The sequence below is a fragment of the Enterobacter sp. HK169 genome, assembly GCF_001719105.1.
Taxonomy (GTDB): domain Bacteria; phylum Pseudomonadota; class Gammaproteobacteria; order Enterobacterales; family Enterobacteriaceae; genus Enterobacter; species Enterobacter asburiae_B.
The window spans coordinates 2,699,966-2,720,605 of sequence record NZ_CP017087.1 but is presented as its reverse complement, the minus strand read 5'-3'; the positions used below and the strand labels follow the sequence as shown (position 1 = coordinate 2,720,605).

At 55.1% G+C, this 20,640-nt stretch carries 15 protein-coding genes, 2 tRNA genes and 2 rRNA genes; 16 read left to right on the top strand and 3 right to left on the bottom strand.

Annotated features, from left to right (window positions below; all coding sequences use genetic code 11):
- Window positions 1-5: 5 nt before the first annotated feature.
- The 6 genes from ubiJ to tatD all read left to right on the top strand — a co-directional run bounded on the left by ubiJ (window position 6) and on the right by tatD (window position 4,722).
- Entirely contained in the window at window positions 6-611 is a 606-nt protein-coding gene (gene ubiJ / locus EnteroDNA1_RS12955; protein WP_033146889.1) for a ubiquinone biosynthesis protein UbiJ, read from the top strand.
- Window positions 608-2,248 (top strand): ubiquinone biosynthesis regulatory protein kinase UbiB, encoded by a 1,641-nt coding sequence (ubiB, locus tag EnteroDNA1_RS12950; RefSeq protein ID WP_029741825.1) that lies wholly within the window; start codon window positions 608-610, stop codon window positions 2,246-2,248. The genes ubiJ and ubiB overlap by 4 nt, the downstream gene beginning before the upstream one ends.
- Window positions 2,249-2,324: 76 nt before the next feature.
- Complete coding sequence (tatA, locus tag EnteroDNA1_RS12945) at window positions 2,325-2,579, top strand: Sec-independent protein translocase subunit TatA (protein WP_024908000.1); 255 nt, start codon at window positions 2,325-2,327, stop codon at window positions 2,577-2,579.
- 3 nt (window positions 2,580-2,582) lie between these two features.
- Window positions 2,583-3,125: a Sec-independent protein translocase protein TatB gene (tatB, locus tag EnteroDNA1_RS12940; RefSeq protein WP_064673078.1), complete on the top strand. Its 543-nt coding sequence runs from the start codon at window positions 2,583-2,585 to the stop codon at window positions 3,123-3,125.
- A 2-nt stretch (window positions 3,126-3,127) separates the two neighbouring features.
- Window positions 3,128-3,898, top strand: a complete 771-nt coding sequence (gene tatC, locus EnteroDNA1_RS12935; protein ID WP_023309607.1) for a Sec-independent protein translocase subunit TatC — start codon at window positions 3,128-3,130, stop codon at window positions 3,896-3,898.
- A 41-nt stretch (window positions 3,899-3,939) separates the two neighbouring features.
- Window positions 3,940-4,722 (top strand): 3'-5' ssDNA/RNA exonuclease TatD, encoded by a 783-nt coding sequence (gene tatD / locus EnteroDNA1_RS12930; RefSeq protein ID WP_069303409.1) that lies wholly within the window; start codon window positions 3,940-3,942, stop codon window positions 4,720-4,722.
- Here tatD and rfaH read toward each other — a convergent pair.
- Window positions 4,719-5,210 carry a transcription/translation regulatory transformer protein RfaH gene (gene rfaH, locus EnteroDNA1_RS12925; protein ID WP_033146887.1) on the bottom strand — a complete coding sequence of 164 codons (492 nt, stop codon included), beginning with the start codon at window positions 5,208-5,210 and terminating at the stop codon, window positions 4,719-4,721. The genes tatD and rfaH overlap by 4 nt on opposite strands.
- Before the next feature lie 170 nt (window positions 5,211-5,380).
- On the opposite strand from rfaH, the gene ubiD reads away from it, so the two are divergent.
- Window positions 5,381-6,874, top strand: coding sequence for a 4-hydroxy-3-polyprenylbenzoate decarboxylase (gene ubiD / locus EnteroDNA1_RS12920; RefSeq protein WP_069303408.1), 1,494 nt, complete (start codon window positions 5,381-5,383; stop codon window positions 6,872-6,874).
- Window positions 6,875-6,916: 42 nt separating this feature from the next.
- Window positions 6,917-7,618, top strand: coding sequence for an NAD(P)H-flavin reductase (gene fre, locus EnteroDNA1_RS12915; RefSeq protein ID WP_008501516.1), 702 nt, complete (start codon window positions 6,917-6,919; stop codon window positions 7,616-7,618).
- A gap of 182 nt (window positions 7,619-7,800) precedes the next feature.
- On the opposite strand, the gene fadA is transcribed toward fre, so the two are convergent.
- Together fadA and fadB are read right to left on the bottom strand one after the other, a co-directional pair.
- Complete coding sequence (gene fadA, locus EnteroDNA1_RS12910) at window positions 7,801-8,964, bottom strand: acetyl-CoA C-acyltransferase FadA (RefSeq protein WP_069303407.1); 1,164 nt, start codon at window positions 8,962-8,964, stop codon at window positions 7,801-7,803.
- 9 nt (window positions 8,965-8,973) lie between these two features.
- Window positions 8,974-11,163: a fatty acid oxidation complex subunit alpha FadB gene (gene fadB / locus EnteroDNA1_RS12905; RefSeq protein ID WP_069303406.1), complete on the bottom strand. Its 2,190-nt coding sequence runs from the start codon at window positions 11,161-11,163 to the stop codon at window positions 8,974-8,976.
- A 190-nt stretch (window positions 11,164-11,353) separates the two neighbouring features.
- Between fadB and pepQ the strand changes: the two genes are divergently transcribed.
- From pepQ to EnteroDNA1_RS12860, 8 genes are all read left to right on the top strand, one after another.
- Complete coding sequence (gene pepQ / locus EnteroDNA1_RS12900; protein ID WP_033146884.1) at window positions 11,354-12,685, top strand: Xaa-Pro dipeptidase; 1,332 nt, start codon at window positions 11,354-11,356, stop codon at window positions 12,683-12,685.
- Window positions 12,685-13,299: an IMPACT family protein gene (locus EnteroDNA1_RS12895; protein WP_063442062.1), complete on the top strand. Its 615-nt coding sequence runs from the start codon at window positions 12,685-12,687 to the stop codon at window positions 13,297-13,299. Before pepQ ends, EnteroDNA1_RS12895 begins: the two co-directional genes overlap by 1 nt.
- A 41-nt stretch (window positions 13,300-13,340) precedes the next feature.
- Entirely contained in the window at window positions 13,341-14,792 is a 1,452-nt protein-coding gene (gene trkH, locus EnteroDNA1_RS12890) for a Trk system potassium transporter TrkH (protein WP_023309600.1), read from the top strand.
- Between the two features lie 10 nt (window positions 14,793-14,802).
- Complete coding sequence (gene hemG, locus EnteroDNA1_RS12885; protein WP_048980580.1) at window positions 14,803-15,348, top strand: menaquinone-dependent protoporphyrinogen IX dehydrogenase; 546 nt, start codon at window positions 14,803-14,805, stop codon at window positions 15,346-15,348.
- 354 nt (window positions 15,349-15,702) lie between these two features.
- Window positions 15,703-17,244 (top strand): 16S ribosomal RNA (locus EnteroDNA1_RS12875).
- Window positions 17,245-17,313: 69 nt separating this feature from the next.
- Window positions 17,314-17,390: transfer RNA gene (locus tag EnteroDNA1_RS12870), tRNA-Ile, on the top strand.
- A gap of 42 nt (window positions 17,391-17,432) precedes the next feature.
- Window positions 17,433-17,508, top strand: a tRNA-Ala gene (locus tag EnteroDNA1_RS12865).
- Between the two features lie 172 nt (window positions 17,509-17,680).
- Window positions 17,681-20,586, top strand: a 23S ribosomal RNA gene (locus tag EnteroDNA1_RS12860).
- The 16S and 23S rRNA genes sit together here with 2 tRNA genes alongside, the layout of an rRNA operon.
- The last annotated feature ends 54 nt before the right edge of the window (window positions 20,587-20,640 follow it).

Here is a 20,640-nt window from a genome sequence, read left to right as displayed (position 1 = left end):
GTCCCGTGCCCTTTAAACCCTTAGTCTCCGCAGGCATCGAGAATGTACTGAACGCTTTTCTGTATCGCGCCCCTGCGCTGAAAGCTGCACGTCAGCGGCTTAACGGAAAGGTATTACGTATTGTTTTAAAAGAGTTCTCGACGCCGCTTGTGCTGGTATTCAGCGAACGCCAGCTTGACGTTCTGGGGGCGTGGGAAGGTGAAGCCGACTGCTCGGTCATCACGCACATGAGCGTGCTGCCAAAACTGCGCGATCGCCAGCAATTAACGGCGCTTATCCGCAGCGGTGAGCTGGAAGTGGAGGGCGACATTCAGGTCGTGCAGAACTTCGTTGCGCTCACCGATCTGGCGGAGTTCGATCCGGCGGAGCTGCTCGCGCCTTTTATCGGCGACATTGCCGCCGAAGGCATCGGGAAAATCCTTCATGGTGGCGCCTCCTTTGCGCGTAAAAACCTTCAGCGCCAGCAACGCTATGCGGCGGAAGTGCTGACTGAGGAGTGGCGAATGGCGCCCGGGCCACTGGAAGTTGCATGGTTTGCGGAAGAGACCGCTGCTGTTGAACGTGCAGTTGATGCGTTAACCAAACGGCTGGAAAAACTGGAGGGCAAATGACGCCTGGTGAAATTCGGCGCCTCTATTTTATTATTCGCACCTTTTTGAGCTACGGGCTCGACGAGCTTATCCCCAAAATGCGTATCACGCTGCCGCTTCGTATCTGGCGGCGTATGCTGTTCTGGATGCCCAATCGCCATAAAGGTCAACCGCTGGGTGAGCGTCTGCGCCTGGCGCTGCAGGAGCTTGGTCCGGTTTGGATTAAATTCGGACAGATGCTGTCGACCCGCCGCGATCTCTTCCCGCCTCTGATTGCCGATGAGCTCGCGATGCTGCAGGATCGCGTCGCACCGTTTGACGGCGCGCGCGCGAAAAAGCAAATTGAAGAGGCGATGGGAAATGTCCCCGTCGAGACCTGGTTTGACGATTTCGACATTAAGCCACTGGCATCGGCCTCTATCGCGCAGGTGCACACCGCGCGTCTGAAAGAAAACGGCAAAGAAGTCGTTATTAAAGTCATTCGTCCGGACATCCTGCCAGTCATCAAAGCGGACATGAAGCTGATTTATCGGCTGGCGCGCTGGGTGCCACGCCTGCTGCCGGACGGGCGTCGCCTTCGTCCACTGGAAGTGGTGCGGGAATATGAAAAAACGCTGATTGATGAGCTTAACCTGCTGCGTGAATCGGCGAATGCCATTCAGCTGCGTCGCAACTTTGAAAACAGCCCGATGCTCTATGTACCTGAAGTCTATTCTGACTATTGCAGCCAGAACATGATGGTGATGGAGCGTATCTACGGTATTCCGGTTTCGGATGTGGTCGCCCTGGAGAAACAGGGAACGAACATGAAGCTCCTGGCCGAACGTGGCGTACAGGTCTTCTTTACCCAGGTGTTCCGCGACAGCTTTTTCCATGCGGACATGCATCCGGGCAATATCTTCGTGAGCTACGAACATCCTGAGGATCCGAAGTATATCGGTATCGACTGCGGGATTGTGGGGTCGCTGAACAAAGAAGATAAACGGTATCTGGCTGAGAACTTCATCGCGTTTTTCAACCGCGACTACCGTAAGGTGGCCGAGCTGCACGTCGATTCCGGCTGGGTGCCGCCGGACACCAACGTCGAAGAGTTCGAGTTCGCGATCCGGACCGTTTGTGAACCGATTTTTGAAAAACCGCTGGCGGAAATTTCCTTCGGGCACGTGCTGTTAAACCTGTTCAACACGGCTCGCCGCTTTAATATGGAAGTTCAGCCACAGCTAGTTTTACTCCAGAAAACATTACTTTACGTTGAGGGTGTAGGCCGACAGCTCTATCCTCAGTTAGACTTGTGGAAGACCGCGAAACCTTTCCTTGAATCCTGGATTAAGGATCAGGTTGGCATTCCGGCGCTGGTGCGCTCGCTGAAAGAGAAAGGCCCGTTCTGGATAGAAAAAATGCCTGAAATTCCTGAACTGGTTTATGACAGTTTGCGTCAGAGCAAGAACCTTCAGCACAGCATGGATAAAATCGCCCGCGAACTTCAGTCCAGCCGTGTTCGCCAGGGGCAGTCACGCTATCTCTTTGGGATTGGCGCAACGCTGCTGCTAAGCGGTACGCTGCTGCTGATCAATCGTCCGGACTGGCAGATGATGCCCGCCTGGCTGATGGCTGGCGGGGTGGTAGTCTGGCTAGCAGGCTGGCGAAAAACGCGCTGAGCGTGCGTCGCTATCGACGGGTCGCATACGTATAATGCGGCCTGACTCATTAATCATCTATCCCTGAGGAACATGTATGGGTGGTATCAGTATCTGGCAATTGTTGATCATTGCCGTCATCGTCGTGCTGCTGTTTGGCACCAAAAAGCTCGGTTCTATTGGTTCCGATCTGGGCGCGTCTATCAAAGGCTTCAAGAAAGCGATGAGCGATGATGAGAGCAAGCAGGATAAAACCAGCCAGGACGCTGACTTTACTGCTAAATCCATCGCCGACAAGCAAGAAGAAGCCAAAAAGGAAGACGCTAAACGCCACGATAAAGAGCAGGTGTAAGTCGTGTTCGACATTGGTTTTAGTGAGCTCCTGCTGGTCTTTGTGATTGGCCTGATTGTGCTGGGGCCGCAGCGTCTGCCGGTGGCAGTGAAAACCGTTGCGGGCTGGGTTCGTGCGCTGAGATCGCTGGCATCGACCGTTCAGAATGAACTGGCGCAGGAACTTAAGCTGCAGGAATTTCAGGAAAGCCTGAAAAAGGTCGAGAAGGCGAGCATGGATAACCTGACGCCGGAACTGAAAGCGTCAATGGATGAGCTGCGCGAAGCGGCAGAATCGATGAAGCGCTCCTATAGCGTTAACGATCCTGAAAAAGCGAGCGATGAAGCGAACACCATCCATAACCCGGTGGTGAAGGGCAGCGAGGAGCAGCGCGAGGGCGTAACGCCTGCCAGCGCTGAACATCAGGCTGCCGCGCCAGAACAGACGCCGCAGGAAACCGAACTGAAAAAACAGGCGCAGCCGGAAGAGCCGGTAGCAAAAACGGCGGAAGTGAAGCCCGCTGCGTCCGTTTCCGAATCATCCCCCTCGTCGAGTGATAAAGCGTAAACATGGCAGTAGATGATACTCAACCGCTGATTACGCACCTCATTGAGCTGCGTAAGCGCCTGTTAAACTGCATTATTGCGGTTTTACTCATATTCCTGTGCCTGGTCTATTTTGCCAACGATATCTATCAGGTGGTCTCTGCACCGCTGATCAAGCAGATGCCGCTGGGCGCAACGATGATTGCAACAGATGTTGCTTCTCCGTTCTTTACCCCCATCAAGCTGACCTTCTGGGTGTCGTTGATTGCTTCTGCACCGGTCATTCTTTACCAGGTGTGGGCGTTTGTGGCGCCTGCGCTGTATAAGCATGAACGCAAGCTGGTTATCCCGCTGCTGGTGTCCAGCTCGCTGCTGTTCTATATCGGCATGGCGTTTGCCTATTTCGTTGTCTTCCCGCTGGCCTTCGGCTTCCTGACGCATACCGCGCCGGAAGGGGTCCAGGTGTCGACGGATATCGCCAGCTACCTCAGCTTTGTGATGGCGCTGTTTATGGCGTTTGGCGTGGCATTCGAAGTGCCGGTGGCTATTGTGCTGCTCTGCTGGGTAGGAGTAACGACCCCGGATGACCTGCGTAAGAAGCGTCCGTATATCCTTGTGGGCGCATTTGTTGTTGGCATGCTGCTGACACCGCCGGATGTGTTCTCGCAGACGCTGCTGGCCATACCGATGTACTGTCTGTTTGAGGTCGGCGTTTTCTTCTCGCGTTTCTACGTGGGTAAAGGACGTCGAGCGGATGACGAAGACGATACGTCCGACAAGACCACTGAAGAGTAAAACCAGCCGCCCGTCAGGGCGGTTGTTATATGGGGATTTGCATGTTTGATATCGGACTCAACCTGACCAGCTCGCAGTTTGCGAAAGATCGTGATGAGGTGGTTGCGCGCGCGTTTGCCGCCGGGGTGAAAGGACTGCTGCTGACGGGCACCAACCTGCATGAGAGCGAGCAGGCGCAGCAGCTGGCGCAACGCTACGATTGCTGTTGGTCTACTGCTGGCGTGCATCCTCACGACAGCAGCCAGTGGACCGCGGAAAGTGGCGACATCCTGTACAGGCTGGCGAAGACGCCAGACGTTGTGGCGATCGGCGAATGCGGTCTCGATTTCAACCGTAACTTTTCCACGCCTGAAGAGCAGGAAAAGGCGTTTACTGCCCAGCTTGCGCTGGCGGCAGAGCTTGGAATGCCCGTATTTATGCACTGCCGCGACGCGCATGAGCGTTTCCTGGCACTTCTGGATCCGTGGCTGGAGAAACTGCCCGGCGCGGTATTGCACTGTTTCACCGGTTCACGGCAGGAAGCGCTGGACTGCCTGGCGCGAGGGCTTTATCTGGGTATTACCGGCTGGGTGTGCGATGAGCGTCGCGGGCTTGAACTTCGTGAGCTATTGCCGGTAATCCCGGCTGACCGGCTGCTCCTCGAAACCGATGCGCCTTATCTGCTACCGCGCGACATGAAACCCAAACCGGCATCGCGGCGAAATGAGCCCGCGTATCTGGGGCACATTGTTGAGAGCGTCGCGAAGTGGCGCGGAGAGGATCCGCACTGGCTTTCGGCGCAGACGGATGACAACGTGCGTAATCTGTTCGGGATAAACGTTTAAAGCTTGCGGAAGTCGGTGTTTTTAACGCTCTGCAGCACCTGCTTGTTCAGCAGATTGAGCAACAGCATAGAGCGCGCTTCCCCGTCCGGCTCGGCAAAAATCGCCTGCAGGCCTTCGAAAGCGCCTTCGGTAATCACGACGCTATCGCCGCTGTAAGGGGTTTCGGGGTCGGTGATCCCTTCAGGTTGTTGATAAATTGACAGCTGATGAATGACCGTCGACGGAACCGTTGCCGGGTGGGCACCAAAACGAACGAAGTGGCTGACGCCGCGCGTTGCGCTGATGGTGGTGGTGTGGATGACTTCCGGGTCGAACTCCACAAACAGGTAGTTCGGGAACAACGGCTCACTGACGGTTGTGCGCTTCCCGCGCTGCATTTTTTCAAGCGTGATCACGGGTGTCAGGCAATTTACAGACTGACGTTCAAGATGTTCCTGCGCGCGCTGAAGTTGCCCGCGTTTGCAATACAGTAAATACCAGGCCTGCATAATCACTCTTTCCCTTAGTTCGGGGCGCAAGCATATCAAAACCCTGGCGGGATCGCTAAGTTGATTATAATGGGGGAAAATGGAACAGAACGCATAAGTTCACGCTTATTTAACAAAATTACAGCATCAAGCAGGCTTACGCCGTATAATGAAGCGCTTACAGAGAGGCCATGATTAACTGCATGAAATACCACGATCTCCGCGACTTCCTGACGCTGCTGGAAAAGCAGGGTGAACTCAAACGTATTACACTTCCTGTCGATCCTTATCTGGAGATGACAGAAATTGCTGACCGCACCCTGCGTGCCGGTGGCCCCGCATTACTGTTTGAAAATCCGAAAGGTTACTCCATGCCGGTGCTGTGCAACCTGTTTGGTACACCGCGTCGTGTTGCACTGGGAATGGGGCAGGAAGACGTCTCTGCGCTGCGTGAAGTCGGTAAACTGCTGGCGTTTCTGAAAGAGCCGGAGCCACCGAAAGGCTTCCGCGATCTGTTCGACAAGCTGCCGCAGTTTAAGCAGGTGCTGAACATGCCCACCAAACGCCTGCGCGGCGCGCCGTGCCAGCAGAAAGTGCTGGAAGGTGATGCGGTTGATCTGACCAAAATCCCTATTATGCAGTGCTGGCCTGAAGATGCCGCTCCGCTTATCACCTGGGGGCTGACCGTTACGCGCGGCCCGCACAAAGAGCGGCAAAACCTCGGTATTTACCGCCAGCAGTTGATTGGCAAGAATAAACTCATCATGCGCTGGCTGTCGCATCGTGGCGGCGCGCTGGATTTCCAGGAGTGGTGCGCTGCGCATCCGGGGGAGCGTTTCCCGGTGTCTGTCGCCTTAGGTGCCGATCCGGCCACCATTCTGGGAGCCGTCACGCCCGTGCCGGATACGCTCTCTGAATATGCATTTGCAGGCCTGCTGCGCGGAACGAAAACCGAAGTCGTGAAGTGTATCTCTAACGATCTCGAAGTTCCGGCCAGTGCGGAAATTGTGCTGGAAGGTTACCTTGAGCAGGGTGAAATGGCGCCAGAAGGCCCTTACGGCGACCACACCGGCTATTACAACGAAGTGGATAACTTCCCTGTGTTTACCGTGACGCACATTACGCAGCGTGAAGATGCGATTTATCACTCCACGTATACCGGACGTCCACCGGATGAACCGGCGGTGCTGGGCGTGGCGCTGAATGAAGTGTTTGTGCCGATCCTGCAAAAGCAGTTCCCGGAAATTGTTGATTTTTATCTGCCGCCTGAAGGATGCTCGTATCGCATGGCGGTGGTTACGATGAAGAAGCAGTATCCTGGTCATGCTAAACGCGTGATGATGGGCGTATGGTCTTTCCTGCGCCAGTTTATGTATACCAAATTTGTTATTGTCTGCGATGATGACGTTAACGCCCGCGACTGGAATGACGTAATCTGGGCCATTACCACGCGAATGGACCCGGCGCGCGATACGGTGTTAGTCGAAAACACGCCGATAGATTACCTGGATTTTGCCTCGCCGGTTTCCGGCCTTGGTTCAAAGATGGGACTGGATGCCACAAATAAATGGCCTGGCGAAACCGACCGTGAATGGGGTCGCCCGATCAAAAAAGATCCTGCAGTGACCGCGCGAATTGACGCGATCTGGGACGAGCTGGCCATAATGAATAACGGTAACCCCTGAGCTGACCGTTAAGCCCTATAGACTTCCCGACAGAGAGAGCGAATGACAACCTTAAGCTGTAAAGTGACCTCGGTAGATGCCATCACCGACACCGTATATCGCGTCCGTTTAGTGCCAGAAGCGCCATTCTCTTTCCGCGCGGGTCAGTACCTGATGGTTGTGATGGATGAGCGTGATAAGCGTCCTTTCTCTATGGCCTCAACGCCAGCGGAGCAGGAATTTATTGAGCTTCATATTGGTGCGTCAGAGCTTAACCTGTATGCGATGGCGGTGATGGATCGGATCCTGAAGGAACGTGAAATCGTGGTGGATATTCCGCACGGCGATGCGTGGCTGCGCGATGACGAAGACCGTCCGCTGATCCTGATCGCTGGTGGTACGGGCTTCTCTTATGTGCGCTCTATTCTGTTGACCGCCCTGGCGCGTAACCCGGACCGTGACATCACCATTTACTGGGGTGGCCGCGAAGAGAAACATCTGTACGACCTGTCTGAGCTGGAAGCGCTGAGCGTAACCCATCCTAACCTGCGCATTGAGCCGGTGGTTGAGCAGCCGGAAGAGGGCTGGCGTGGTCGCAGCGGGACGGTGCTGACGGCGGTGCTGCAGGATCACGGCACGCTGGCAGGGCACGATATCTATATCGCTGGCCGTTTTGAGATGGCGAAAATTGCCCGCGACCTGTTCTGCAACGAACGTGACGCGCGTGAAGACCGCCTGTTTGGCGATGCGTTTGCCTTCATTTAAATAAAAAACCCGCCCCTGACAGGCGGGAAGAACGGCAACTAAACTGTCTCTCTTCGCCAATGACGCCATAACTGCGTTGGCTGCGCTCGTTCACCCGAATCACTTACTTGAGTAAGCTCATCGGGATTCGCTCGCTTGCCGCCTTGTTCTGACGCCATTGGCTTTGAGATACTTTTCCTGATTTACACTCTCTCAAACACCGTCGCGATACCCTGACCCAGCCCGATACACATCGTTGCCAGACCAAACTGGGCATCTTTGTGTTCCATCAGGTTGATAAGCGTCGTGCTGATACGCGCCCCGGAGCAGCCCAGCGGGTGGCCGAGGGCGATCGCGCCGCCGTTGAGGTTAATCTTCTCGTCGATCTGCTCCATCAGCCCCAGATCTTTAATGCACGGCAGGATCTGCGCGGCGAACGCTTCGTTCATTTCAAACAGGTCGATGTCGCTGGCGGTTAATCCCGCTTTTTTCAGCGCCAGCTTCGAGGCCGGAACCGGGCCGTAACCCATGATTGAAGGATCGCAGCCCACGACCGCCATCGAACGTACCCGTGCGCGAGGCGTTAAGCCCAGCTCGCGGGCACGGCTTTCGCTCATCACCAGCATCGCGGCGGCACCGTCGGACAGCGCCGACGAAGTACCTGCTGTTACCGTACCGGTGACCGGATCAAACGCAGGGCGCAGGGTAGAAAGCGCTTCTACGGTGGTTTCCGGGCGGATGACTTCGTCGTAGCTGAACTGCTTCAGTACGCCGTCTGCGTCGTGGCCGCCGGTCGGGATGATCTCATTCTTAAAGGCACCGGACTGCGTCGCCGCCCATGCGCGAACGTGAGAGCGCGCGGCAAAGGCATCCTGCATATCACGGCTAATGCCGTGCAGACGAGAGAGCATCTCGGCGGTCAGACCCATCATCCCCGCGGCTTTCGCCACGTTACGGCTCATGCCAGGGTGGAAATCGACCCCGTGGCTCATCGGCACGTGCCCCATGTGCTCAACGCCGCCCACCAGGCAGGCCTGCGCATCACCGGTCATGATCATCCGCGCCGCGTCGTGCAGCGCCTGCATTGATGAACCGCACAGGCGGTTCACGGTGACAGCCGGAACCGAATGCGGGATCTCCGCCAGCAGCGACGCGTTACGGGCGATGTTGAAACCTTGCTCCAGAGTCTGCTGCACGCAGCCCCAGTAGATATCGTCCAGCGCAGCAGGATCCAGCGCCGGGTTACGCGCCAGCAGGCTACGCATCAGATGCGCGGAGAGGTCTTCCGCACGCACGTTACGGAATGCACCGCCTTTTGAACGGCCCATCGGGGTGCGAATCGCATCAACAATGACAACCTTTTCCATTGTGACTCCTTAAGCCGTTTTCAGCTCGCCAACCGGACGGGCTGGCTCAACTGCTGGATAGTAGGGTTCGTTATGGCGCGCTTTGTTACGCAGCCCTTCCGGCACCTCATAAAGCGGGCCGAGGTGCTGATACTGCTGAGCCATATCGAGATAGCGGGCGCTGCCGAGCGTGTCCAGCCAGCGGAACGCGCCGCCGTGGAACGGAGGGAAGCCCAGGCCGTACACCAGCGCCATATCGGCTTCTGCCGGGCTGGCGATGATGCCTTCTTCAAGGCAACGCACCACTTCGTTGATCATCGGGATCATCATGCGGGCGATGATCTCATCGTTGGTGAAGTCGCGTTTCGGCTGGCTTACATCGGCCAGCAGGCCGTCCACCACGGCATCTTCTTCTTTCTTCGGTTTGCCTTTGCTGTCTTCTTTATAGCGCCAGAAGCCCAGGCCGTTTTTCTGGCCGAAGCGGTTAGCGTCGAACAGAGCGTCAATGGCGTCGCGATAATCTTTCTGCATACGCTGCGGGAAGCCTGCCGCCATCACCGCCTGAGCGTGGTGAGCGGTATCAATGCCGACCACGTCCAGCAGATACGCCGGGCCCATCGGCCAGCCGAACTGTTTTTCCATCACTTTGTCGATTTTGCGGAAGTCTGCACCGTCGCGCAGCAGCTGGCTGAAACCGGCGAAGTAAGGGAACAGCACGCGGTTGACGAAGAAGCCCGGGCAGTCGTTAACAACGATCGGCGTTTTGCCCATCTTGCTGGCCCATGCCACCACTTTAGCGATGGTTTCGTCAGAGGTTTTTTCCCCGCGGATCACTTCGACCAGCGGCATACGGTGTACCGGGTTGAAGAAGTGCATCCCGCAGAAGTTTTCCGGACGCTTCAACACGCTCGCCAGTTCGCTGATTGGAATGGTGGAGGTGTTTGAAGCCAGCACGGTCTCAGGACGAACTTTATCTTCCGTTTCTGCCAGCACCGCTTTTTTGACTTTCGGGTTCTCGACGACGGCTTCGACTACTACGTCGACACGGTCGAAACCGCTGTATTCCAGCACGGGCTGAATGGTGGAGATCACGCCAGCAAGCTTCAGCCCGTCAATTTTTCCGCGCTCCAGCTGTTTATTCAGCAGCTTGGCCGCTTCGGTCATGCCCAGCGTCAGGGATTTCTCGCTGATGTCTTTCATCACTACCGGCACGCCTTTCCAGGCGGACTGGTAAGCGATACCGCCACCCATAATGCCGGCGCCGAGTACCGCCGCATGTTTTGGCGTCTCAACGTTTTTGGTCAGCTGCCTGGCTTTACCCTTCACGAACTGATCGTTGAGGAAGATACCGACCAGCGCGCGAGCTTCATTGGTGTGCGCCAGCGGGACAAAGCTCTGATTTTCGAGCTTCAGCGCTTCATCGCGTCCGAGACGAGCAGCCGCTTCAATGGTTTTCACCGCCGTGATCGGCGCCGGGTAGTGTTTACCCGCCGTCTGCATCACCATGCCTTTGGCGATGGTAAAGCTCATGGTGGCTTCGATCTTGCTGAGTTTTAACGGCTCCAGCTTCGGCTGGCGTTTGGCTTTCCAGTCGAGATCGCCGTTAATGGCCTGACGCAGAATGGCGAGTGCACCTTCAACCAGTTTCTCTGGCTTCACGACGCCGTCGACCAGGCCGATTTTCTGAGCCTGTTCTGCGCCGACATCTTTACCTGCGGCAATGATCTCAAGGGCGCTGTCGGCACCCAGCATGCGCGGCATACGCACGGAGCCGCCAAAGCCCGGCATGATGCCCAGCCTGGTTTCCGGCAGGCCGATGCGCAGGTCCGGCGTCGCCAGACGGTAGTCGGTCGCCAGTACGCACTCGCAGCCGCCGCCCAGCGCGTAGCCGTTAACGGCGGAAATGGTCGGGACAGGCAGATCTTCCAGACGATTAAAGACGCTGTTGGCAAAGTGCAGCCACTGGCTCAGCTGTTCTTCCGGGACCTGGAACAGCGAAAGAAACTCGGTGATATCGGCACCGACAATAAAGGCCGCTTTGTTCGAACGCAGCAGCAGCCCTTTTAATTCAGGTTGTTTTTCAAGAACATCCAGCGCCTGGCCAAGACTGGCCACCGTCGCGGTATCAAGCTTGTTCACTGAGCCGGGAGCATCGAACACCAGTTCGGCAATGCCATCTTCCAGCCAGTTGAGGTACAGGGTGTCGCCTTTGTAGAGCATGTCAGTCTCCTGAATCCAGCAATTGGATCTGGTCATACCAGATGAATCGGAGTGTGGGATTTATGTTAATAAAATGCAAATTACTCATTAAGAAAATGCTGCATTGATCACGGTCGGTGGAAATCACGCAGCCGGAGTGAGGTGTGCTAAGATGCGATGACTTGAGGTCAAAAAAACGAAAGGAAGAATGATGGACTCACTGGCTTCGCTTTATAAAAATCATATCGTTACCCTACAGGAACGTACCCGCGATGTACTGGCCCGCTTTAAGCTGGATGCGCTGCTGATCCACTCCGGCGAGCTGATGAATACCTTTCTGGATGACCACGCTTATCCGTTTAAGGTGAACCCGCAGTTTAAAGCCTGGGTGCCGGTGACTCAGGTTCCAAATTGCTGGCTGCTGGTGGATGGCGTGAACAAGCCGAAACTGTGGTTCTACCTGCCGGTCGATTACTGGCACAACGTAGAACCGCTGCCGACCTCTTTCTGGACGGAAGAGATTGATGTGATTGCACTGCCGAAAGCGGACGGCATTGGCAGCCAGCTGCCTGCCGCGCGGGGCAACATCGCCTATATTGGCCCTGTTCCGGAGCGTGCGCTGGGTCTGGATATTCCGGCAGACAAACTCAATCCGAAAGGGGTGCTGGATTACCTGCACTATTACCGCGCGTATAAAACCGACTACGAACTTTACTGCATGCGTGAAGCGCAAAAAACGGCGGTGAATGGCCACCGTGCCGCGCACGAAGCGTTCCAGTCGGGGATGAGCGAGTTCGACATCAATCAGGCCTATCTGACCGCGACAGGCCACCGTGATACCGACGTGCCGTACAGCAATATCGTCGCGCTGAATGAGCACGCGTCTGTGCTTCATTACACCAAACTGGATCACCACGTACCGTCGGAGATGCGCAGCTTCCTGCTTGACGCAGGCGCCGAGTACAACGGTTACGCGGCCGACCTGACCCGTACCTGGGCGGCGAATGCGGATACCGATTTCGCGCAGCTGATTAAAGACGTAAACGATGAACAGCTGGCGCTGATTGGCACCATGAAGGCGGGAACCAGCTATGTGGATTACCACATCCAGTTCCATCAGCGTATCGCAAAACTGCTGCGTAAACATCAGATTGTGAAAGACATGAGCGAAGAGGCGATGGTCGAGAACGATCTAACCGGGCCATTCATGCCGCACGGTATCGGCCACCCGCTAGGCCTGCAGGTTCACGACGTTGCGGGCTTTATGCAGGATGATACCGGCACGCACCTGGCGGCACCGTCTAAATATCCTTACCTGCGCTGCACCCGTATTCTGGAGCCGCGTATGGTGTTGACGATTGAACCGGGGATCTACTTTATCGAATCCCTGCTGGCGCCGTGGCGTGAAGGCCAGTTCAGCAAACACTTCAACTGGGAAAAAATTGACGCGCTGAAGCCGTTTGGCGGTATTCGCATCGAAGATAACGTGGTGGTTCACGAAAACGGTATCGAGAATATGACGCGAGACCTGAAGCTGGCCTGATGGAAAGCTGGCTGATACCGGCTGAACCGGTCACCTTTGTTGAGGAAATCAAGAAAAGCCGCTTTATTACGCTGCTGGCGCATACCGACGGCGTAGAGGCGGCAAAGGCGTTTGTCGAATCCGTTCGGGCTGAGCATCCTGACGCGCGTCACCACTGTGTGGCATGGGTGGCAGGGCCGCCGGATGATTCACAACAGCTGGGGTTTTCCGACGACGGTGAACCGGCGGGCACGGCCGGTAAACCCATGCTTTCGCAGCTGATGGGCAGCGGCGTGGGTGAAATTACCGCCGTGGTGGTGCGCTACTACGGCGGCATCCTGTTAGGCACGGGTGGGCTGGTAAAAGCCTATGGCGGCGGAGTTCAGCAGGCACTGAATATGCTCACAACTATCCGCAAAACGCCGCTCACCGAATATACTTTGTTGTGCGATTACGCCCAGCTATCGGGCATTGAAACGCTGCTCAAACAGTTTAACGGCGTCATCGCGCACAGTGAATATCAGGCAATGGTGCAATTACGCGTGGCGCTTCCGCAGGCGGAGCTGGCTGCTTTTTCAGCAAAACTGGCTGATTTTAGTCGTGGTTCATTGCAATTGCTGCCGATTGAAGAATAATCCCCACCTCACTTTTTTGAATACCAAAGGAAGCGGCAGAGATGCATTTTCGTGCCATAACCCGAATCGTTGGACTGCTGGTCATACTCTTTTCCGGGACGATGATTCTCCCGGGACTGGTGGCGCTTATCTACCGGGACGGCGCGGGGCGGGCATTTACCCAGACCTTCTTTGTCGCGCTGGCGATCGGCTCGCTGCTGTGGTGGCCAAACCGTCGTCAGAAAGGTGAGCTGAAATCTCGCGAAGGATTTCTGATTGTGGTCCTGTTCTGGACGGTGCTGGGGAGCGTCGGTTCGCTGCCCTTTATCTTCTCTGAACAGCCTAACCTGAGCATCACGGATGCCTTTTTTGAATCCTTCTCCGGTTTAACGACCACCGGGGCGACGACGCTGGTGGGGCTGGATTCCCTCCCGCACGCCATTCTCTTTTATCGTCAAATGCTGCAGTGGTTCGGGGGGATGGGGATCATCGTCCTGGCAGTGGCTATTCTTCCTATTCTGGGCGTTGGCGGCATGCAGCTTTATCGCGCCGAAATGCCCGGGCCGCTGAAAGATAACAAAATGCGCCCGCGTATTGCCGAGACGGCAAAAACCCTCTGGCTTATCTATGTCTTACTGACGGTGGCCTGTGCGCTGGCGCTATGGTTTGCCGGGATGCCCGCTTTCGACGCCATCGGACACAGCTTTGCGACGATCGCTATCGGCGGGTTCTCCACCCATGATGCCAGCGTCGGCTACTTCGACAGTCCAACGATTAACACCATTATTGCCATTTTCCTGCTGATTTCAGGCTGTAACTACGGTCTGCACTTCTCTTTACTGAGCGGGCGCAGCCTGAAAGTGTACTGGCGTGACCCTGAGTTCCGCATGTTCATTGGCGTCCAGCTTACGCTGGTGATCATCTGTACTCTGGTGCTGTGGTTCCATGATGTCTACAACTCCGCGCTGACCACGCTAAATCAGGCGTTCTTCCAGGTGGTATCGATGGCGACGACCGCCGGGTTTACCACCGACAGCATCGCGCGCTGGCCGCTGTTCCTGCCGGTGCTGCTGTTATGCTCGGCATTTATCGGGGGCTGTGCGGGTTCTACGGGCGGTGGCCTGAAGGTGATTCGTATTCTGCTGCTGTTTAAGCAGGGGAACCGTGAGCTGAAGCGTCTGGTCCACCCGAACGCGGTTTATAGCATCAAACTCGGGAACCGCGCGCTGCCGGAACGTATCCTCGAAGCGGTGTGGGGATTCTTCTCGGCGTATGCGCTGGTCTTTATCGTCAGTATGCTGGCGATTATCGCGACGGGGGTGGATGATTTCTCCGCCTTTGCGTCCGTCGTAGCGACATTGAATAACCTCGGGCCCGGCCTGGGCGTTGTGGCGGATAACTTTGCCAGCATGAACCCGGTCGCGAAATGGATCCTCATCGCCAATATGCTGTTTGGTCGTCTTGAGGTCTTTACGCTGCTGGTGCTGTTCACCCCTACATTCTGGCGCGAGTAAGGAGCCGTTGATGAAAACATTGATTCTTTTCTCTACGCGAGACGGGCAAACGCGTGAGATTGCCGCCTGTCTGGCGTCGGAATTAAAAGAGCTGGGTATTTACTCGGATGTGGTGAACTTGAACCGTGCGGAGCAGATAGCCTGGCAGGAGTACGATCGCGTGGTGATTGGCGCGTCAATTCGTTACGGGCATTTCCATCCGGCGCTGGATCGCTTTGTGAAAAAGCACACGGCGGTGCTCAACAAATTGCCCGGTGCGTTTTATTCGGTCAACCTGGTCGCACGTAAAGCCGAGAAGCGTACGCCGCAGACCAACAGCTACACGCGCAAGTTTTTACTCAGCTCGCCGTGGCAGCCAGACCTGTGCGCCGTCTTTGCCGGCGCGCTGCGCTACCCTCGCTACCGCTGGTATGACCGCTTTATGATCCGCCTGATTATGAAGATGACCGGGGGTGAAACCGATACGCGTAAAGAAGTGGTTTATACCGACTGGTCGCAGGTGGCCAGTTTTGCGCGGGAAATCGCACATTTAACGGGCGATTCGCGACATAAATAAGCGTTAAGTTTGAAAAGTGAGCGAACGAAAAGTTTTTTGTATTTTATGCTTGTCACGTCGGAATAACTCCCTATAATGCGCCTCCACTGACACGGAACAACGGCACACACGCCGCCGGGTCAGCAGAGAAAAGCGAAATTAATCACTTGACTCTGAAGCGGGAAAGCGTAATATGCACACCCCGCGCCGCTGCGAAAAGCGAAGCGGCACTGCTCTTTAACAATTTATCAGACAATCTGTGTGGGCACTCAAAGTGACATGGATTCTTAACGTCGCAAGACGAAAAATGAATACCAAGTCTCTGAGTGAACATGCGTAATTCATTACGAAGTTTAATTCACGAGCATCAAACTTAAATTGAAGAGTTTGATCATGGCTCAGATTGAACGCTGGCGGCAGGCCTAACACATGCAAGTCGAGCGGCAGCGGAAAGTAGCTTGCTACTTTGCCGGCGAGCGGCGGACGGGTGAGTAATGTCTGGGAAACTGCCTGATGGAGGGGGATAACTACTGGAAACGGTAGCTAATACCGCATAATGTCGCAAGACCAAAGAGGGGGACCTTCGGGCCTCTTGCCATCAGATGTGCCCAGATGGGATTAGCTAGTAGGTGGGGTAACGGCTCACCTAGGCGACGATCCCTAGCTGGTCTGAGAGGATGACCAGCCACACTGGAACTGAGACACGGTCCAGACTCCTACGGGAGGCAGCAGTGGGGAATATTGCACAATGGGCGCAAGCCTGATGCAGCCATGCCGCGTGTATGAAGAAGGCCTTCGGGTTGTAAAGTACTTTCAGCGGGGAGGAAGGCGATAAGGTTAATAACCTTGTCGATTGACGTTACCCGCAGAAGAAGCACCGGCTAACTCCGTGCCAGCAGCCGCGGTAATACGGAGGGTGCAAGCGTTAATCGGAATTACTGGGCGTAAAGCGCACGCAGGCGGTCTGTCAAGTCGGATGTGAAATCCCCGGGCTCAACCTGGGAACTGCATTCGAAACTGGCAGGCTAGAGTCTTGTAGAGGGGGGTAGAATTCCAGGTGTAGCGGTGAAATGCGTAGAGATCTGGAGGAATACCGGTGGCGAAGGCGGCCCCCTGGACAAAGACTGACGCTCAGGTGCGAAAGCGTGGGGAGCAAACAGGATTAGATACCCTGGTAGTCCACGCCGTAAACGATGTCGACTTGGAGGTTGTGCCCTTGAGGCGTGGCTTCCGGAGCTAACGCGTTAAGTCGACCGCCTGGGGAGTACGGCCGCAAGGTTAAAACTCAAATGAATTGACGGGGGCCCGCACAAGCGGTGGAGCATGTGGTTTAATTCGATGCAACGCGAAGAACCTTACCTACTCTTGACATCCAGAGAACTTTCCAGAGATGGATTGGTGCCTTCGGGAACTCTGAGACAGGTGCTGCATGGCTGTCGTCAGCTCGTGTTGTGAAATGTTGGGTTAAGTCCCGCAACGAGCGCAACCCTTATCCTTTGTTGCCAGCGGTTAGGCCGGGAACTCAAAGGAGACTGCCAGTGATAAACTGGAGGAAGGTGGGGATGACGTCAAGTCATCATGGCCCTTACGAGTAGGGCTACACACGTGCTACAATGGCGCATACAAAGAGAAGCGACCTCGCGAGAGCAAGCGGACCTCATAAAGTGCGTCGTAGTCCGGATTGGAGTCTGCAACTCGACTCCATGAAGTCGGAATCGCTAGTAATCGTAGATCAGAATGCTACGGTGAATACGTTCCCGGGCCTTGTACACACCGCCCGTCACACCATGGGAGTGGGTTGCAAAAGAAGTAGGTAGCTTAACCTTCGGGAGGGCGCTTACCACTTTGTGATTCATGACTGGGGTGAAGTCGTAACAAGGTAACCGTAGGGGAACCTGCGGTTGGATCACCTCCTTACCTTAAAGAACCTGCCTTTGCAGTGCTCACACAGATTGTCTGATGAAAAACAGCAGTAAAAATCTCTGCAGGCTTGTAGCTCAGGTGGTTAGAGCGCACCCCTGATAAGGGTGAGGTCGGTGGTTCAAGTCCACTCAGGCCTACCAAACTCCTTTTAAAGGATGAGCGGTACAGAGATGATAAACGATGGGGCTATAGCTCAGCTGGGAGAGCGCCTGCTTTGCACGCAGGAGGTCTGCGGTTCGATCCCGCATAGCTCCACCATCTTTTACTGCGAACACAAGAAAACTTCAGAGTGAACCTGAAAAGGTGCACTGCGAAGTTTTGCTCTTTAAAAATCTGGATCAAGCTGAAAATTGAAACGACACATCTTAATTGGTGTGTTCGAGTCTCTCAAATTTTCGCAATCATGAAGTGAAACATCTTCGGGTTGTGAGGTTAAGCGACTAAGCGTACACGGTGGATGCCCTGGCAGTCAGAGGCGATGAAGGACGTGCTAATCTGCGAAAAGCGCCGGCGAGGTGATATGAACCTTTGACCCGGCGATGTCCGAATGGGGAAACCCAGTGCAATTCGTTGCACTATCGTTAACTGAATACATAGGTTAACGAGGCGAACCGGGGGAACTGAAACATCTAAGTACCCCGAGGAAAAGAAATCAACCGAGATTCCCCCAGTAGCGGCGAGCGAACGGGGAGCAGCCCAGAGTCTGAATCAGCTTGTGTGTTAGTGGAAGCGTCTGGAAAGTCGCACGGTACAGGGTGACAGTCCCGTACACGAAAGCACACAGGCTGTGAACTCGAAGAGTAGGGCGGGACACGTGGTATCCTGTCTGAATATGGGGGGACCATCCTCCAAGGCTAAATACTCCTGACTGACCGATAGTGAACCAGTACCGTGAGGGAAAGGCGAAAAGAACCCCGGCGAGGGGAGTGAAAAAGAACCTGAAACCGTGTACGTACAAGCAGTGGGAGCACCCTTGTGGTGTGACTGCGTACCTTTTGTATAATGGGTCAGCGACTTATATTCTGTAGCAAGGTTAACCGTATAGGGGAGCCGAAGGGAAACCGAGTCTTAACTGGGCGTTAAGTTGCAGGGTATAGACCCGAAACCCGGTGATCTAGCCATGGGCAGGTTGAAGGTTGGGTAACACTAACTGGAGGACCGAACCGACTAATGTTGAAAAATTAGCGGATGACTTGTGGCTGGGGGTGAAAGGCCAATCAAACCGGGAGATAGCTGGTTCTCCCCGAAAGCTATTTAGGTAGCGCCTCGTGAACTCATCTTCGGGGGTAGAGCACTGTTTCGGCTAGGGGGCCATCCCGGCTTACCAACCCGATGCAAACTACGAATACCGAAGAATGTTATCACGGGAGACACACGGCGGGTGCTAACGTCCGTCGTGAAGAGGGAAACAACCCAGACCGCCAGCTAAGGTCCCAAAGTCATGGTTAAGTGGGAAACGATGTGGGAAGGCACAGACAGCCAGGATGTTGGCTTAGAAGCAGCCATCATTTAAAGAAAGCGTAATAGCTCACTGGTCGAGTCGGCCTGCGCGGAAGATGTAACGGGGCTAAACCATGCACCGAAGCTGCGGCAGCGACGCTTAGGCGTTGTTGGGTAGGGGAGCGTTCTGTAAGCCGTCGAAGGTGTGCTGTGAGGCATGCTGGAGGTATCAGAAGTGCGAATGCTGACATAAGTAACGATAAAGCGGGTGAAAAGCCCGCTCGCCGGAAGACCAAGGGTTCCTGTCCAACGTTAATCGGGGCAGGGTGAGTCGACCCCTAAGGCGAGGCCGAAAGGCGTAGTCGATGGGAAACAGGTTAATATTCCTGTACTTGGTGTTACTGCGAAGGGGGGACGGAGAAGGCTATGTTAGCCGGGCGACGGTTGTCCCGGTTTAAGCATGTAGGCGGAGGTTCCAGGTAAATCCGGTACCTTATTAACGCTGAGGTGTGATGACGAGGCACTACGGTGCTGAAGTAACAAATGCCCTGCTTCCAGGAAAAGCCTCTAAGCATCAGGTAACATCAAATCGTACCCCAAACCGACACAGGTGGTCAGGTAGAGAATACCAAGGCGCTTGAGAGAACTCGGGTGAAGGAACTAGGCAAAATGGTGCCGTAACTTCGGGAGAAGGCACGCTGATATGTAGGTGAAGCCCCTGCGGGTGGAGCTGAAATCAGTCGAAGATACCAGCTGGCTGCAACTGTTTATTAAAAACACAGCACTGTGCAAACACGAAAGTGGACGTATACGGTGTGACGCCTGCCCGGTGCCGGAAGGTTAATTGATGGGGTTAGCGGCAACGCGAAGCTCTTGATCGAAGCCCCGGTAAACGGCGGCCGTAACTATAACGGTCCTAAGGTAGCGAAATTCCTTGTCGGGTAAGTTCCGACCTGCACGAATGGCGTAATGATGGCCAGGCTGTCTCCACCCGAGACTCAGTGAAATTGAACTCGCTGTGAAGATGCAGTGTACCCGCGGCAAGACGGAAAGACCCCGTGAACCTTTACTATAGCTTGACACTGAACACTGGTCCTTGATGTGTAGGATAGGTGGGAGGCTTTGAAGCGTGGACGCCAGTCTGCGTGGAGCCAACCTTGAAATACCACCCTTTAATGGCTGGTGTTCTAACGTAGACCCGTAATCCGGGTTGCGGACAGTGTCTGGTGGGTAGTTTGACTGGGGCGGTCTCCTCCCAAAGAGTAACGGAGGAGCACGAAGGTTAGCTAATCCTGGTCGGACATCAGGAGGTTAGTGCAATGGCATAAGCTAGCTTGACTGCGAGAGTGACGGCTCGAGCAGGTGCGAAAGCAGGTCATAGTGATCCGGTGGTTCTGAATGGAAGGGCCATCGCTCAACGGATAAAAGGTACTCCGGGGATAACAGGCTGATACCGCCCAAGAGTTCATATCGACGGCGGTGTTTGGCACCTCGATGTCGGCTCATCACATCCTGGGGCTGAAGTAGGTCCCAAGGGTATGGCTGTTCGCCATTTAAAGTGGTACGCGAGCTGGGTTTAGAACGTCGTGAGACAGTTCGGTCCCTATCTGCCGTGGGCGCTGGAGAATTGAGGGGGGCTGCTCCTAGTACGAGAGGACCGGAGTGGACGCATCACTGGTGTTCGGGTTGTCATGCCAATGGCACTGCCCGGTAGCTAAATGCGGAAAAGATAAGTGCTGAAAGCATCTAAGCACGAAACTTGCCCCGAGATGAGTTCTCCCTGACCCTTTAAGGGTCCTGAAGGAACGTTGAAGACTACGACGTTGATAGGTCGGGTGTGTAAGCGCAGCGATGCGTTGAGCTAACCGATACTAATGAACCGTGAGGCTTAACCTTACAACGCCGAAGCTGTTTCGGCGAAGACAGACACGATTTTCAGCCTGATACAGA

What these genes read in the sequence shown, in the direction of transcription:
- trkH (WP_023309600.1), top strand. Translation starts at nt 13,341, where the DNA reads ATGCATTTTCGTGCCATAACCCGAATCGTTGGACTGCTGGTCATACTC.
- tatA (WP_024908000.1), top strand. Translation starts at nt 2,325, where the DNA reads ATGGGTGGTATCAGTATCTGGCAATTGTTGATCATTGCCGTCATCGTC.
- ubiD (WP_069303408.1), top strand. Translation starts at nt 5,381, where the DNA reads ATGATTAACTGCATGAAATACCACGATCTCCGCGACTTCCTGACGCTG.
- pepQ (WP_033146884.1), top strand. Translation starts at nt 11,354, where the DNA reads ATGGACTCACTGGCTTCGCTTTATAAAAATCATATCGTTACCCTACAG.
- fre (WP_008501516.1), top strand. Translation starts at nt 6,917, where the DNA reads ATGACAACCTTAAGCTGTAAAGTGACCTCGGTAGATGCCATCACCGAC.
- fadA (WP_069303407.1), bottom strand. Translation starts at nt 8,964, where the DNA reads ATGGAAAAGGTTGTCATTGTTGATGCGATTCGCACCCCGATGGGCCGT.
- rfaH (WP_033146887.1), bottom strand. Translation starts at nt 5,210, where the DNA reads ATGCAGGCCTGGTATTTACTGTATTGCAAACGCGGGCAACTTCAGCGC.
- tatD (WP_069303409.1), top strand. Translation starts at nt 3,940, where the DNA reads ATGTTTGATATCGGACTCAACCTGACCAGCTCGCAGTTTGCGAAAGAT.
- tatC (WP_023309607.1), top strand. Translation starts at nt 3,128, where the DNA reads ATGGCAGTAGATGATACTCAACCGCTGATTACGCACCTCATTGAGCTG.
- fadB (WP_069303406.1), bottom strand. Translation starts at nt 11,163, where the DNA reads ATGCTCTACAAAGGCGACACCCTGTACCTCAACTGGCTGGAAGATGGC.
- EnteroDNA1_RS12895 (WP_063442062.1), top strand. Translation starts at nt 12,685, where the DNA reads ATGGAAAGCTGGCTGATACCGGCTGAACCGGTCACCTTTGTTGAGGAA.
- ubiB (WP_029741825.1), top strand. Translation starts at nt 608, where the DNA reads ATGACGCCTGGTGAAATTCGGCGCCTCTATTTTATTATTCGCACCTTT.
- hemG (WP_048980580.1), top strand. Translation starts at nt 14,803, where the DNA reads ATGAAAACATTGATTCTTTTCTCTACGCGAGACGGGCAAACGCGTGAG.